Below are 14,612 nucleotides of genomic sequence, written 5' to 3'. Positions count from 1 at the left end.
ACTCGAAAAACACCACCGAGGAGCACGATGACTGACCAAACAGGTACCCCAGAAGCTGAGATCCGCAAAGGATTGGCCGGCGTCGTCGCCGACACCACCGCAATCTCGAAAGTAAACCCCGAGTCCAACTCGTTGATGTATCGCGGCTACCCCGTGCAGGAACTGGCCGAGAAGTGCACCTTCGAGGAGGTTGCTTACCTGCTGTGGCACGGTGAGCTGCCCAACGATGAGCAATTGATCGCATTTCAGGATGCCGAGCGTGCGCAGCGTCACCTCGACGCGCACACGAAGCGGGTAATCGACGAATTGCCGCTCAGCGCGCATCCGATGGATGTCGTCCGCACGGCAGTTAGCGCCATTGGTGCGCTCGATGAGACCCTCACCGACCCCGCCAGCATGATCGACGCCGAGTACAACCTCACGCGGTCACTCACGCTCTTTGCCAAACTGCCAGCGATCGTTGCTTACGACCAGCGCCGTCGCCGCGATCAAGAGCTCGTTGAGCCACGCGATGACCTCAGCTATTCGGCTAACTTCTTGCACATGACCTTTGGCGAGGTTCCCGACCTCGTTGTCGTCAACGCCTTTGACGTGTCGATGATCCTGTACGCCGAGCACTCCTTCAACGCCTCGACCTTCACCGCGCGCGTTGTCACAAGCACCCTCAGCGACCTCTACAGTGCTGTCACCGCCGCAATTGGTGCACTCAAGGGTCAATTGCACGGCGGAGCCAACGAGGCCGTCATGCACGTCTTCGACGAAATCGGTTCTGCCGAGAACGCTGAAGCCTGGCTCGAGAATGCCCTTGCCGAGAAGCGCAAGATCATGGGCTTCGGTCACCGTGTCTATAAGAATGGCGACTCGCGGGTGCCCACGATGAAGGCTGCTCTTGAAACGCTCGTGACAGAGTTCGATCGTCCCGACATGCTTGAGCTCTACAACGCCCTCGAAACGGCGATGACGAGCCGCAAAACGATCAAGCCTAACCTCGACTACCCCAGCGGCCCGGCCTACAACTTGATCGGTTTCGACACCGACATGTTCACGCCACTGTTCGTTGCGGCGCGCATCACCGGTTGGACAGCTCACATCATGGAGCAGGCCGCATCGAACGCGCTCATTCGCCCGCTCGCAGCGTACTCAGGAGTGGACGAGCGTCACATCGCCTAGGCGGCGGCACGTTCGCTAGGAGCTTTACGGGCGAGGATGGAATCGTCAGTTGTGAGTGGCAAGATGGGGAAATGACTGTTCCCCAGATTGAACTCAACGACGGCAATTCCATCCCGCAGCTCGGGTTCGGAGTCTTCAAAGTTGACCCCGCAGAAACCGAGCGCATCGTGACTGACGCGCTCGAGGTTGGCTACCGCCACCTCGACACCGCCATGATCTATGGCAACGAGCAGGGCGTCGGCAACGCCATCAAGGCCTCGGGCATCCCGCGTGAAGAACTTTTCATCACGACGAAGCTGTGGAACAGCGACCAGGGCACAGACTCTGCTCGCGACGCCATGGATCTCAGCCTCGAAAAGCTGGGCCTCGACTATGTGGATCTCTACCTCATCCATTGGCCTCGCCCCGATCTCGACCGCTACCTCGAGACCTGGCTCACCATGGAAGACATCAAGGCTGCCGGCAAAACGCGGTCGATTGGTGTCAGCAACTTTCACCGCCCACACCTCGACAAGATTCTGGCGGGCAGCGAAACAGTGCCAGCAGTAAATCAGATCGAACTGCACCCTGCTTTTGCTCAGCGAGACCTGCGTTCATACGGCGCTGAACTCGGGATGCACACTGAAGCCTGGGGCCCCCTTGGTCAGGGCAAGTACGATCTCTTCGGCGAGACGGCACTGAAGACTGCTGCAGAGGCGCACGGCGTTTCACCGGCTCAGGTCGCGATCCGTTGGCACCTGCAGAGCGGCATCATCTTGTTCCCCAAGTCGAACTCGCGCGAGCGTATGGCAGAAAACTTCGACGTCTTCGGCTTCGAACTCTCCGCGGACGAGATGGCGTCGATCGATGCCATCGATCGCGACCAGCGCGTCGGCACGAACCCGGACGAAGCGACCTTCTAAGCAGATCTTTTCGTGGGGCAGTTAGCCTCATACGAAAGCCGGCATCGTGTTCATTGAAAACTGGGCGGATGCCGGCTTTCGTGCTGCGCAGGATCGCTCGGCAGGCGCTGTTACGATGAGAACTCACAATGACGGGGCGTTGGTCGAATAGCACCGGCGGAGTGGTAAGGCGAGAAACGTGGAAAATCCGGGCATGTATCAGAGCCCCACCGACGGTTTGGCGTTTATACCGTTTATCGGTGCCGTCGCCACATTCGCTATCGCCGTCGTGGCGGTTCTGTACTGGCTCGCAGGGCCTGGCCGCAAGTTCCGTTTCCGTGCCGCGGCACTCACCGTAGTCGCTGGGGTAATCGGAACCGCGAGTGTGCTCGGACTGATCGCCTCTGCCGAATCCTTCGAAGAGCGAGACACGATCGCATACACCGCCTACACCACCGATGTGCAGGAATGGGCGCTCGCGGAGTACGGCATCAGCCTCACAGCCGATGATGTCGCTGACCTTAGGCAAGGTCGCCCGGCGATTGTCGAGCGTGATGGTGTTAGCGTGCCTGTGTTGTTTCAGGTGGAGCCTCTTAGCGGCGACGTGCGGCTTCTGAAGGCGCAAGTTCTCGTCGACGAATAAGTCACTAGCTGCTTCCGGGATCGGCAGCCTGGGCAACGGTCCCTGGTTCTGCGTTCTCACCCAATTATGGGCTGGCGAACCGCGCCACCGTGCATGATTCGGCACCGGCATCGAGTGGTCTTTCTGACGCGCAGGTGCCCGATATCGAGACGTCGCTGCAGTATGCGCACCCGTGGTTGGGGGCGGCAACGAGCACGACGATCAATCCGGGTGGTTTGGCGTTGACGACGAAGGAAAGCTACGAAGCTCCGGGCGGCAGCGGGTATCTGCGTCGTTTGACTCGTCACCTTCCTAGTGCGGTTGCGGCGGCAGGGGCTTCCGCTCCGGCCGCGTCTGAGGGCAACTCTCCGGTCTACTACGGCGACAGGGAGACCTTGGCCGAGGCCGGATTCGCGGCTGAGGTGTGTGGTGTTCCGTTGAGCACCCCGCAGCATGGCTTCATGAAGTCGTCGACGGGTGCAACCCCGGCTGCGGGCAGTGCGGTGGTGACAGAGTTCGTTTATGACCTGTGGGGTCGTTCCGCCGGCACGAAACGTTCCGGTGATACGAGCTGGAGTTGCAGTTACTTCGATGACCGAAGTCGCGCAACCTCGAGTGTCTTGTCGGCGTTTGGTTCGTCGCCTTCGCGTACTACAACGATGACGTATGGGTTTGTCGGCGGCACGATCGTCGTGACGACCACCGATCCGGTCGGTACGATCACCTCGGCCAGCGATCTCTTGGGGCGGACTGTGACTTCCACGGATGTGTGGGGAACGGTGACAATGCCAGCGTATGAGTCGAAGACGGGTCGTGTGACTTCGGTCACCACGGTCACTGCTGGTGCAGGTGGCGTGACGGGCAAGCAGTCATTTGAGTACGACGCAGACGGCAAGGTGACTGTGGTCAAACATAACGACGTCGCCATTGCGACTCCGACGTATTCGACCGCGACGCAGCTTCTGGAGTCGGTCGCGTATGCCAACGGCAGCAGCCTGGGCAGCATCACCCGCAATGGGGCGGGTGCGGGTATTGGTTTCAGTTGGAGTTTTCCGGATTCAACGGTGGTGTCGGATTCGGTGGTGCGGTCGCAGTCGGGCCGGATCATTCAGAACACTTTGTCGGATTCGTGGGTGGCTGATCCGCGCACGGAAACCTCGACTTACACGTTCGATGCTGCTGGTCGTTTGACTGAGGCGGTCATTCCAAGGCATGTGCTCTCGTATGGTTTCGGCGACACTACGTGTGCTGCTGGTGCGAGTGATCTTGCGGGCCGTAACGGTAACCGAACGTCGTTCTCGGATGTGAAGGATGCGGGCACTCCGATCACAACTGATTACTGCTACGACGGGTCTGACCGGTTATTGTCGACGGCGGTGGCGGGTGCTCCGGCAGGGGCAAACACCCTGCTCTCAACAAATCTGGGTGCGGCAACTCTCACGTATGACGCGCACGGCAACACAACCCGGTTGGCTGATCAGCAACTGTTCTATGACGTAGCCGACCAACACATGAAGACGGTGCTGGATGACGGCACTGTGATCGAATATGTGCGGGATGCGACGGGGCGGATTGTGCAGCGCAGCTCCACAGCACCGGGGGAGTTGCCGGAGGTTATCCGTTACACGTTCTCAGCGGGTGGCATGTTTGGTGTGTTGGATGGTGCCGGTGTGCTGATTGAGGAGACGCTGTCGTTGCCGGGCGGGGTGAGTGTGTCTCTGCCGGTGGGGGCTGATGCGAAGTGGTCGTACCCGAACCTGCACGGTGACTCGATCATCCTCACCGACCACCTCGGTGTTCGGATTGGTGCGCGAGCAGCATTTGATCCGTTCGGGCAACCCATCGACCCGGTCACCGGCGACATCGGCACAGAGACAGCGGATGACGCGGTCACTGACACGTCGCCGGGGGAGGCGGACTACGCGTTCGTCGGGCAGCATCGGAAACTCTATGAGCATCAAGGGTCGATCGCGACGATCGAAATGGGTGCCAGACAGTATGTTGCCGGCCTCGGCAGGTTCCTGGAGGTGGATCCGGTTGAGGGTGGGGTGACAAATGCTTATGACTATCCGGCTGACCCGATCAATCAACTGGACCTGAGTGGAATGTCTCTTGGCATTGATCTCTTTGGAGACGAGGACGAGACATGCGATGACTCAGAATGGTGGTCGTCATTCATTCGTTCTCAATTGGCAAAGTCTGAAGGAAACGCCAATGCAGCTGTTCCCATTTCAACGGCGCTGATTCCGGGCGGGGCGGCTGCCAAGGCTCTGAGCGTGGTTCGCGTCTCGACGAGACTGGCCGCGGGAGCTGCGCGATCGCCGATCACCGGCGTCAATAGTCGTCGGTTTGGTAATTACCAGCTTGGTGTCACGGGTACGCCCGCGAAACCAGGAGGCACGTGGAACCGACAGGGGACGACGACGAAAATAGGTTGGGGCAAGCACCAAGGCCGTATGGTTTTTCGGATTTCGTCAAAGTACATACGACAAAACGCCAAAAGGGGTTACGGTCACTTTGATATCTTCACCAATGGGCCGAGGATAATGAGATGACCGTCGATTACGAACTTGCGTGGAGTATCGCCACTGATGTGGCAAACAGGATCGAGGCACGTTTTCCAAAGGTTCGAGTCACACTTCGAGGCCCGTCGGAGGTGTGTCACGGAGTCGATGTGAACTTCAGCCCGTTGGACGTGCACGCGGTGAGTGCTGAGGTGACGGTGTTTTATGACGGTTCATACAATCTCGAAGCTGGTTCCGATCTTGTTTTTGAGAGTGACGATATGAGCGACAAACTGGACGGCGTTGCCGACGAAATCGTTGAGCAAATCGAAGCATTCGGCGAGGGAGGTTTGGTGAGCGTAAGACACTTCAAGTTCTTAGGGCCGCTCTCTCCGAATTCATTTGGGTCGCCAGGAATTGACGCTGAAATCGACGAAATCTTACGGTCCCGATTCTCGGTAGTGCTTCAGTCTTGGGAGTCGTGGGTTTGATTGGACCTGGAGGTTGTGCGGTCGCAGTCGGGCCGGATCATCCAGAACACTTTGTCGGATTCGTGGGTGGCTGATCCGCGCACGGAAACCTCGACTTACACGTTCGATGCTGCTGGTATCGCTCAGTGCGACTCGCCGCGGTCGAACGCAATGGCATTGATTGGCGTGTGCTGCTTGAGGTTCCGGCGGCAAACGGCGGCGTAAGACTGCACCAATCCAAAGAACTGCCGAAGCAGTAGCACTCAACTCTGGTCACCACCTCCGGCGGGTTGAATCTACGGTGAGACTTTCATCGCCGTGCAACCTCTTGTGCTGCTGCGACGCTGAGCACCAGTATGGGCTAGACAGTAAGGAGTCTGGATGGATCGGTCTGTTCTGCTAACGCTCCTCAAGGAGTTCGCTGCATCGACTGACGGCGTCCACGCCGAAGTCGGGATTGGGGGAGTGCGCCCGAACGATGAGACTTTTCTCCAGCTCACTTCGCTGGCGAACCGCGATGAGTACGCGATCGTTTCCGTGGACACGACCGGCTGGTTTCAGTTGGACGTCTCGGGTGGTTTTTACCACGCGCAGGCGGATGATCTCGCCTCAGACGAAACTGTGCGGGAGTACCTGGAGCAATACTTCCAGGCCGCGCTGGCGTACCTTGCTGGCCATTGGTCGACCCGCACGTCGAGGCTTTTCCGACTTCCGTTTGTGGTGGTGGATGGCGCTGTGGATCTTTTCGGCCAGCCGCTCGCTCTCGGGCTCAGAGTTCGTGATTCGTGGAGGATGCTGTCCCGACGACCGCCGCGCGCTACGTTCAGCGATGAACACTCGATGTTTGCTCCCGTGACCGATGAGGATCGAGCGAATTTCCCTATTCCGTTGCTGCCGACGGTGGGATTCTGTCGTGCTGGTGAGTATCAGGGGCTGTACCTGTTTTCGAATCTTCTTAACCTCTTTCCCGTCGCTGAGCGCATGTGGGACATCGTCATTGCCGGAGGCCGCCCCGGCGACGACGAACTATTTTTTCGGGAGACGGCCTCGAAGTCGCAACTGTTCGCGACCTCGACATCGAGTGGGCTCCGGCGCACCTGCAGAATGTTGCCCGCCGCGAGTTGTTCCACGGGCTCAGGATTGATGTACCCATTCAGCATCCCTCTGGTTGGGAAAGCGATGGCGACCAACCTCACATTGCCTCAAGCGTCGCCGCGGACGGCCCGTGGGCTCGTTTCGAGCAGCCTGCATAAGCACGCCAGAGAGGGCTGCGGTGATTCACGCCTCCGGATGCTTCGCGCTGGACGCTGCTGCCGCTACATTGAGTGAATGATCCGGGCAACCCAACCCTCTCCAAGCATGAGGCACGTGCCCGGCCAACATGATCAGACGTGGGCCTAGCTCATGGAGAAGGATCTGCCCGATGGGGGTGTGGACTACGGGCTCGCGTGGAGCATCGCGACCGAGGTAGTGCAGCGGATCGAGGTGCGCTTTCCACGCGTGCGCATCGATGTTCACGGCCCATCCGAGATGGCCCACGGGGTCAACGTCGAATTTCGGCCCTCAGAACCTCGGGCGACTTATGCCGAAGTATTCGTGGCCTACGACGGCGCCTATGTTCTCAACGTTGGCTCCCACTTTCACTTTGAGGGCGGCGGCGTGAGCGACAACTCAGGCGATACTGCCGATGAGATCGTCGAGCACCTAGAGGAAATCGGTACTACAGGGCTTGCCGGGGTTACAGGTTTTAGCTTGTGGGGCCTGGTTTTAGCTACGTGGTTCGGATCCCCGGAAACCGAAGGTGACAGTGACGATCTCGAGCGGTCTTGGGGCTGATCAGGAGTTTGCGTCCTGCTTCTTGGGGTCGAATTCGCGCCGCCGCCGCCGCTAAATTGGCTCAAGGGAGAGTGCATACCGATCTCCGACCGAGGCAGAGCTGCGGCTTCTGCGTGTTTTGGTCGAACGAGCCCCGAGGTTTTCGGGTTTGCTTGACACCCTCTCGGCGCTGACCGTTGCAGCAATGAGCAATGAGCGATGGCGGTATGGGCAGCTTGGCGGTCGGCCCTCCTTCGCCCGAACGACGTTTCGAGGATCAAGTCGCGGAGGTAACTTTCTTTGATGTTGACGGCATGTGGGTTTCCGCCACGCTGAACGTGGATCAATTCGGTGAGAGGCCAACCGGGACACTTAGTGTCACAAGGTTCGAAGGTGTCGAGCGAGCGTTCAGATTAACGGAGACAACGCTGGAGTAGCTCTAGAAGATAATCGGCTCTGGTCGCACGGGGGTATCGCGTTTACCGTCGGCAAGTATCGCGGTCACCATTGATACCGCTCGGGGGTCGAGGCTGTCACCCGGGTAGAACTCCTCGTACAACTCGTCAGCGTCGTCGAGGGAGCTGATCTCGCACAATCTCAGGAGTAGTCGGATGTCGCGGGTGTCGCGACCGGGGCGGTTGGCGCGCAGTTTCATCGCCAAGAGTGCCTCTTTGGATGCGACCTGAATCACGATGTCATCGCGATCGTAGATCGTGTCCCATTCAACAGCGCGGCCGAGGGTCGGCAGAGCATCCGCTTTGGTGACGTCAAAATTGAGCCAGGTGGGGTCCCAATCGTGGCGTTGCGCAACACGGGCGGCGGCGGAGGCGACCGCAGCATCACTCCCCGGTCGAACGTGTAGTGAATCGAGATCTTGGGTGGTCCCGCGGTCGAAATAGCGCAAAGAGAGGGCGGCTCCGCCAACCAACCGGATTCCTGCTACTTCGCCCTCCGAGCGTAGCTCCGCTATGAGTTCACGCAACCCGGTGATGATGTCATCCCTGTCGAGAGTGGTTGCCACGATTACACGCTCTCGAACGTGTCACGCCACGCAAGAACGCCGCGTTTAACGAACTCGGCGGGGACATCTGCGAGTGAAGCCACAGGGTCTGCGGGGTCCACTTCAAGGGTCCGGTGGCTGCTGAGGAACCGGTTGGGGAGATCAACCCACTGCGGCAGAGGAATGCCCTCGTCTGCGAGTCGCCACGCTACAAGCGCTGCTAGTGCGGCATCCCACACCGGGTCTCGAGTCGACTCGGGCTCGGCAAGCCCGAGGACTCCGCGGATCAGTCCGTGCTCAGACACAAGGTTGTCGTTGAGCTGCAGCAAGGCCCGAAGGGCTCTGTCTTTGTCACCGGCTGCGAGCTGGTGACGGATTTCGGTTGCGGCGGTCGCCGCGTCGTCCCGGCGAGTAGGGGCCGAATACAACCGGTGCCCCGCTCCGGCTAGCAGGCGATCGACGGTGTCGAAGCTTGCATCGCGACCTCGCTCCGACCGCGAAACGCTGCCCTGATCGATCGAGGAACGAGAAGCAAGCTGCTCCTGGGTGAGGCGTCCACTTTTTCGGGCAGCACGGATCAATGTGGATGCATTCGCCATAGTGATCACCGCCCTTCTTACTTCTAAATATAGCTTGGAAAACATATTTTGGTAAAGTCAAGTAATTTCGGATGCTCCCGCTCGCTGGGCTGTCCACGATCACCGCCGAGATTGCTCGTCACTAGACTCGAGCGCAGGAGGCGACATGAGCAAGCGCGGGCGGAAATCTCCACCTAAGGTGCGGATGATGGCTATGGCACTCATTGACGAGCGTGGCCTTCGCTGGGAGTTCGATACCTCATTGGGCTATAGCAACGGCCGCGCGCTCGCCGAATTTGTGGGGCGACCGGGCGTGAAGCGGGTGCTTCTCCAGCGCGATCGAGACGTGAGCGACATCACCGCGAACTCGACGAAGCGCCGAGAACTAAGGGCGGTTTGACCGTTGGAACCAACTTATCGTCCCCCCACCTCTGGTGAATTGCGACTGATTAGAGCCCTATTGGAGAGAGCGCCCAAAATTTTAGCTTTGAACGCCACGTTTCCAGACATTTCCGTCTTGGAAATGGACGACGGTGGCATGGGCAGTTTGACGATACGTGGCCGCGCAGTAGAAGAGCGGGTTGAGAGGCAAGTAGCGGAGGTGACCTTCTTTGACTCTGATGGAATGTGGGTTTCCGCCACGCTGAACGTCGATCAATTCGATGACTTGTTTGAACTTGACGTTTTCAAAGGTGACTTTTCTCCGCTGATCGAGATCCCCCAAACGTTCAATTGAACCGAGGCTCTCGCCGCCGCTCGTTAGACGCTCGCTCGTCGAGCAAATTAGATGGTTTGTGGTGACCCACCATTCATTCTTAGCGACGAAAGTAGATCTCAGAGACCGGCCAAGCGTCTAGTCCCAACCTCCACAGCAACCCCTGGCGGCGTATCGACGAGCAACCCGGTCCCCGCGAACGCGGCTTCGAGGTCGGCGCGGGTTTCGGTGAAGTGTTCCCAGCCTTCGGTGTGGAGGCCGACCACGTGGTGAACGCCCAAGATTTTGGCGGCTTCTGCGGCATCCGCTGACGTTAACGTGAGAGGACCGTTGACGGCGGAGATGCGGGCAGCACCTGCAAACAGCACGGCGACGCTGATGTCGGGGAAACGGTCGGCGATTTGCTGCACTAGCGGTAGAGAGGCGTTGTCGCCGCTGACGTAGATGGTTGGTTCGCCCTCGGCCTGCAGCACGAAGCCGGTGACCGGGCCGACGCGGGCTTCCGCGCCGGGAGGCCCGTGCAGCGCGGGCACTGCTGTGACGGTGACAGCACCGACCTCACGAGACTCCCAAGAGTCGAGACCGACAACACCTCCGCCGAAGAGGTCAGAACCCGCCTTCATGGTGCTGATCGTCAGCACGCCGGTGGCCAAAAGTTCTAGTCCCTCATAGTCGAGGTTGTCTTCGTGTTCGTGATGCGACAACAACACGAGGTCGACAGCGCCAACATCCGCTCGGCTCAACGCCGGACCCACCGTCTTGGTGAGCGGCACACCGCCCTCGTCGGGGTAAAGCTGCGGGGCATCAAAAGTGGGGTCAGTTACGATGCGCAATCCCGCATATTCGAGCAACGCGGTGGGGCCGCCAATGTAGGTCACGGTCAACTTCGACATACTCTGAGACTATGCCTAATCGTTTGGAAGCTGCTGCGAGCCCATACCTGAGATCACACGCCACCAATCCGGTGAACTGGTGGGAGTGGTCTGCCGAAGCTTTTGCTGAAGCGGAACGCCGAGATGTGCCCGTTCTGGTCTCCATCGGCTACTCCACGTGTCACTGGTGTCACGTCATGGCGCGCGAATCTTTCAGCGACCCCGTGCTGGCCGCCTACCTCAACGAGAACTTTGTGGCGATCAAAGTCGACCGCGAAGAGCACGCCGAAGTGGACTCCACCTATCTCGCGGCGGCATCCGCCTTCACCCCCAACCTGGGCTGGCCACTCAACGTGTTCGTCACGCCAGCAGGGCGAGCGTTCTTTGCCGGCACCTACTGGCCGCCGACGGCGGTGGGGCAGCATCCGGCGTTTCGGCAAGTGCTCGAATCGGTGACGGATGCGTGGCTCACCCGCCGCGAACAGGTCGAGACCAGCGGCAATGCGATTGCCCAGGCGCTTGCGCAGAGCCGCGGTGTCGAGAGCGAGCTAGTCGCCGATTTCGCAGAGGTGATTGATGCGCTCGCTGCCGCCGAAGACCTCGAGCACGGCGGATTCGGCGACGCCCCCAAATTTCCGGTCACCCCAGTGCTGCGGTTCCTTCTCGATCGCGGCGCCCGCTCCGCGGAACACTCGCCCGAGGCAGCCGGTCTCGCCGACCGCACGCTGACGGCGATGGCGGCATCCGCCCTGCGGGACCCGGTCGATGGCGGCTTCTTCCGCTACTCCACCCAGGCCGACTGGACCGACCCACACTACGAACGCATGCTCTACGACAACGCCCAACTGCTTGCCGCGTATGCGCTCGCCGACTCGGCTGAGATCGCGACGGGCGTCGCCGAGTTCTTGCGCGACCGATTGTTGCTGCCCTCAGGAGCATTCGCATCGGGTCTCGACTCGGAAAGCACCGTCGACGGCAAGCGCGTCGAAGGCTTCTACTATTCGCTGGATGCCGCGAGCCGCGCCCGCGTCGAAGCCCCGCCCCGCGATGACAAGATCCTCACCGGTTGGAATGGTCTCGCCATCGAAGCTCTCGCCTTGGCCGGCGCTCGTCATGGCAACCCCGAGTGGATCGCGCTGGCTCGCGGTGCCGCCGACTTCTTGCTTGCGGAGCATGTGGGTGTTGGTGTTGCAAATGCGGCGGGGCAGCGGCTCGTGCGCACCTCCATCGACGGCATCCTCTCCGACGCGGCAGCAACCCTCGAAGACAGCGGAATGCTCGCTCAAGGGCTGCTCGAACTCTCGATCGCTACCGGCGAGGTGCACTACGCGATCGCCGCCCGCGACCTCATCGATGGCGCGCTCGCCGCCGGAGCCGCAGGCTCGGGAAGCTCACCCTTTGGCCTCCCCGGTGGCAGCGACTCGGTGCTCGCCGCGCAAGGCCTCTCGACCGAAGCCGACATCAGCGACGGAGCCCACCCCAGCGGCCTCAGCGCCATGGCCGCCGCCGCACACACCCTGTTCGCGCTCACCGGCGACGCCCAGTACCGGGATGCGGCCGAAACCTCCATGAAGCTGGTCGGCCAACTCGCAGCCCAGCAACCGATCTCGTTTGGAACAGCCCTCACCCTCATGTCGGAGCTCGGCGCACCCTTGCGCCAGCTCGTCGTTGTGACGGCTGACGGGGCGGCTGGCGCAGCGGGCGGCGGCGAGCTCACGAGTCTGGCCCGCACGCTGCACCGCGCTGGAGGAATTGGCGTAGCCGTCTCGCAGGCTCAGGGAGACGCTTTTGCGGCATCCGGTTTCGAACTGTTTGCGGCACGCACGGCACTTGCGGGCGAGCCGACGGCGTACCTGTGTGAAGAGTTTGTGTGCCGCCTGCCGCTCACGGATACGGCGGCGTTGAAAGCACTATTGAGCACGAATTAGCGTTCGTAGACGTCGCGCCGATGCCCCAGCGTGATGACGACCACGAGTAGCACTTCGTCCTGAATTGTGTAGATGATGCGGTAGTCACCGACGCGCACGCGAAAGCCGCGTCGGCCCTGAAGCGCTTTCGCCCCCGGAGGCCGCGGGTCTTGGCCGAGAAGCGCGATCGCGCCACGAATTCTGTCGCGATGCTGATGGTCAACTCCTTTGAGGGCGCGCGCCGCCGTGGGTGCGACCTCAATGCGATAAGCCACTACCAGCCCAGGTCTGCCTTGACCTGATCCCAGGGAATGTTCGGGCCCTCGTCGGCCAGCGCTTCGTCGAAGGCGGCAACGTCTTCAGCATCTTCTAGCGCATCCATCATGCGCTCATACTGCTCTGGGCTCACGACAACGGCCGCAGGCTGTCCACGGCGCTCGATAAAAACAGCTTCACGCTCCGACGTGGCGATGATCTCAGAGAAGTTCTTGCGGGCATCCGCAATGCTGGTGGTTGACATGGTTTTATTGTACGTTTCAAGCATCAAAATGTACATTGCGAGTAGATGTCGACGCCAGAGCAGCGACTATCTGGAGAAGCTTTTCGGCGCTGAACTCTTCGGGCCGACGCACAACGTCGATCGCGGCTCCCTGAATGAGAGCGATGAGTGTCGATCGGAACGCTTCGGGGGCAAGGCCGTGCTCGTGAGCGAATCGGTTGGTGATCGGCTCCATGGTGTCGGCATAGTGGCTCAGGCCGGTGTTGAGTTGGTCGCGAAATTCCGTGCCCTGGCGAAAGAAGTAGAACTGAAAAAGAAGGTCTACTTCGGCGCGCTGAGTGTGCAAGCCTTCCAGTTCAGTGGCCACCATGTGAAACAGCGCAGCGTCTGATGGCATATCGGTGCCGAAACCGTTTTCGGGGCCGTCGAGAGTCGTCGAGAGCAGTCGCGCAAGCAGAGCGTGCAGGAGTCCGTCTTTGGATTCAAAGTAGAAGTAGACAAGGCCGTTCGAGAGGTCAGCTTCCGCCGCAACTGTGCGAGGCGAGACAGTTTCTAGCCCGCTTCGGATCGCCACGGCTTTTGCGGCGGCGAGAATGTCGTCGCGTCGCTCGATCTCTGGTTTCTTTACTCCGACCACGCTTCAAGCTTAGCTATTGCAATCTATTGACCGAACGGTCAATATTGTTATTGCGGGTCCGCGCTGTTGCTGAAGGAGAAGACGAGTGACTCATCCTCTGAAGAATCAAACCGTTGTGATCACCGGTGGCGGAAGCGGCATCGGGCGACTTCTGGCTCTAGGTGCTGCGGAACGCGGAGCCAGGGTCGTGGTGTGGGATCTGTCGGCGGCCGCGGCCGAGAGAGTGTGTCAGGAGATCCTTGGCGCGGGTCATCACGCCGAGGCGTTCACCGTCGATGTGTCTGACCGGGATGCGGTCAAGGCGGCCGCGAAGAAAACCGGCCAAGCGGATGTTGTGATCAACAACGCGGGAATCGTCACTGGCAAAAATCTTCTTGATGCTACTGATGACGCGATTGAGCGCACGATTCGCGTAAACACGCTTGCTCTGTTCTGGGTTACTCGCGCGTTCCTCGGGAACATGATCGCGAACCGTCACGGCACCGTCGTCACCATCTCTAGCGCCGCCGGTCTTGTCGGAGTAGCTAAGCAAACCGACTATTCCGCGAGCAAGTTTGCTGCTCTCGGATTCGCCGAGTCACTTCGGGTAGAACTCTCGAAAGCAAACACCGGAGTTAATTCGCTGGTCGTGTGCCCCTACTTCGTCAGCACTGGAATGTTTGAGGGTGTGCAAACCAAATACCCTCGGCTGTTGCCCATCCTGACTCCCGAATATGTAGTTCAGAAAACGCTGACAGCAATCGAGAAGGGCAGGCATCAGTTGATCATGCCCCGGTTCGTAAACCTCTTGTCGCCCGCCCGGGTGCTTCCGGTCCGCTGGTTCGACAAACTCATGAATCAGCTCGGCGTGAACAACACAATGGACCATTTCGTCGGGCGTGCCAAAGCAGGCAGTGCAGGAGGTTCCCACGCAGGCAGCAACCGCTGATGAACCACGCGCCA

General features: G+C 60.0%; 17 protein-coding genes. 11 read left to right on the top strand and 6 right to left on the bottom strand.

All coding sequences use genetic code 11. The annotated features are described in order from the left end of the window. Positions 1-27: 27 nt before the first annotated feature. From FFT87_RS13820 to FFT87_RS13790, 7 genes are all read left to right on the top strand, one after another. Positions 28-1,170, top strand: coding sequence for a bifunctional 2-methylcitrate synthase/citrate synthase (locus tag FFT87_RS13820; RefSeq protein ID WP_219949254.1), 1,143 nt, complete (start codon positions 28-30; stop codon positions 1,168-1,170). A 71-nt stretch (positions 1,171-1,241) separates the two neighbouring features. Continuing rightward, on the top strand, positions 1,242-2,072 hold the full coding sequence (locus FFT87_RS13815) for an aldo/keto reductase (protein WP_219949253.1): 831 nt from the start codon (positions 1,242-1,244) through the stop codon (positions 2,070-2,072). A gap of 193 nt (positions 2,073-2,265) precedes the next feature. Further along, positions 2,266-2,694, top strand: a complete 429-nt coding sequence (locus FFT87_RS13810; protein ID WP_255559962.1) for a hypothetical protein — start codon at positions 2,266-2,268, stop codon at positions 2,692-2,694. A gap of 89 nt (positions 2,695-2,783) precedes the next feature. After that, positions 2,784-5,228, top strand: coding sequence for an RHS repeat-associated core domain-containing protein (locus FFT87_RS13805; protein WP_219949251.1), 2,445 nt, complete (start codon positions 2,784-2,786; stop codon positions 5,226-5,228). Continuing rightward, the gene (locus tag FFT87_RS13800) at positions 5,225-5,668 is read left to right on the top strand and encodes a hypothetical protein (protein ID WP_219949250.1); all 444 of its coding nucleotides are present in this window, start codon (positions 5,225-5,227) and stop codon (positions 5,666-5,668) included. The genes FFT87_RS13805 and FFT87_RS13800 overlap by 4 nt, the downstream gene beginning before the upstream one ends. A gap of 360 nt (positions 5,669-6,028) precedes the next feature. After that, entirely contained in the window at positions 6,029-6,976 is a 948-nt protein-coding gene (locus FFT87_RS13795; RefSeq protein WP_219949249.1) for a hypothetical protein, read from the top strand. Between the two features lie 75 nt (positions 6,977-7,051). Beyond that, on the top strand, positions 7,052-7,483 hold the full coding sequence (locus tag FFT87_RS13790; RefSeq protein WP_219949248.1) for a hypothetical protein: 432 nt from the start codon (positions 7,052-7,054) through the stop codon (positions 7,481-7,483). Between the two features lie 418 nt (positions 7,484-7,901). On the opposite strand, the gene FFT87_RS13785 is transcribed toward FFT87_RS13790, so the two are convergent. Together FFT87_RS13785 and FFT87_RS13780 are read right to left on the bottom strand one after the other, a co-directional pair. Continuing rightward, entirely contained in the window at positions 7,902-8,483 is a 582-nt protein-coding gene (locus FFT87_RS13785; protein ID WP_219949247.1) for a hypothetical protein, read from the bottom strand. A 2-nt stretch (positions 8,484-8,485) separates the two neighbouring features. Then, positions 8,486-9,061 carry a helix-turn-helix domain-containing protein gene (locus FFT87_RS13780; RefSeq protein WP_219949246.1) on the bottom strand — a complete coding sequence of 192 codons (576 nt, stop codon included), beginning with the start codon at positions 9,059-9,061 and terminating at the stop codon, positions 8,486-8,488. Between the two features lie 193 nt (positions 9,062-9,254). Between FFT87_RS13780 and FFT87_RS13775 the strand changes: the two genes are divergently transcribed. Then, positions 9,255-9,440 carry a hypothetical protein gene (locus FFT87_RS13775; protein ID WP_219949245.1) on the top strand — a complete coding sequence of 62 codons (186 nt, stop codon included), beginning with the start codon at positions 9,255-9,257 and terminating at the stop codon, positions 9,438-9,440. Between the two features lie 87 nt (positions 9,441-9,527). Next, positions 9,528-9,776, top strand: a complete 249-nt coding sequence (locus FFT87_RS13770) for a hypothetical protein (protein WP_219949244.1) — start codon at positions 9,528-9,530, stop codon at positions 9,774-9,776. 98 nt (positions 9,777-9,874) lie between these two features. Here FFT87_RS13770 and FFT87_RS13765 read toward each other — a convergent pair whose 3' ends face one another. Then, entirely contained in the window at positions 9,875-10,648 is a 774-nt protein-coding gene (locus FFT87_RS13765) for an MBL fold metallo-hydrolase (protein WP_219949243.1), read from the bottom strand. 11 nt (positions 10,649-10,659) lie between these two features. On the opposite strand from FFT87_RS13765, the gene FFT87_RS13760 reads away from it, so the two are divergent. After that, entirely contained in the window at positions 10,660-12,555 is a 1,896-nt protein-coding gene (locus FFT87_RS13760; protein ID WP_219949242.1) for a thioredoxin domain-containing protein, read from the top strand. Here the strand turns inward: FFT87_RS13760 and FFT87_RS13755 are convergent. From FFT87_RS13755 to FFT87_RS13745, 3 genes are read right to left on the bottom strand one after another with little or no spacing between them, the layout of a single operon-like run. After that, positions 12,552-12,809, bottom strand: coding sequence for a type II toxin-antitoxin system RelE/ParE family toxin (locus FFT87_RS13755; RefSeq protein WP_219949241.1), 258 nt, complete (start codon positions 12,807-12,809; stop codon positions 12,552-12,554). The genes FFT87_RS13760 and FFT87_RS13755 overlap by 4 nt on opposite strands. Beyond that, positions 12,809-13,054, bottom strand: coding sequence for a type II toxin-antitoxin system Phd/YefM family antitoxin (locus tag FFT87_RS13750; RefSeq protein ID WP_219949240.1), 246 nt, complete (start codon positions 13,052-13,054; stop codon positions 12,809-12,811). Before FFT87_RS13750 ends, FFT87_RS13755 begins: the two co-directional genes overlap by 1 nt. Before the next feature lie 16 nt (positions 13,055-13,070). Then, positions 13,071-13,670 (bottom strand): TetR/AcrR family transcriptional regulator, encoded by a 600-nt coding sequence (locus FFT87_RS13745; protein WP_219949239.1) that lies wholly within the window; start codon positions 13,668-13,670, stop codon positions 13,071-13,073. Positions 13,671-13,755: 85 nt separating this feature from the next. Between FFT87_RS13745 and FFT87_RS13740 the strand changes: the two genes are divergently transcribed. Continuing rightward, a complete protein-coding gene (locus FFT87_RS13740; RefSeq protein WP_219949238.1) occupies positions 13,756-14,598 on the top strand; it encodes an SDR family oxidoreductase in 843 nt (280 codons plus the stop codon). Positions 14,599-14,612: the final 14 nt, after the last annotated feature.

Source organism: Salinibacterium sp. M195 (assembly GCF_019443965.1).
GTDB lineage: Bacteria > Actinomycetota > Actinomycetes > Actinomycetales > Microbacteriaceae > Rhodoglobus.
Note: the sequence above shows the minus strand (reverse complement) of the source record. Positions and strands in the feature narration are given on the sequence as shown.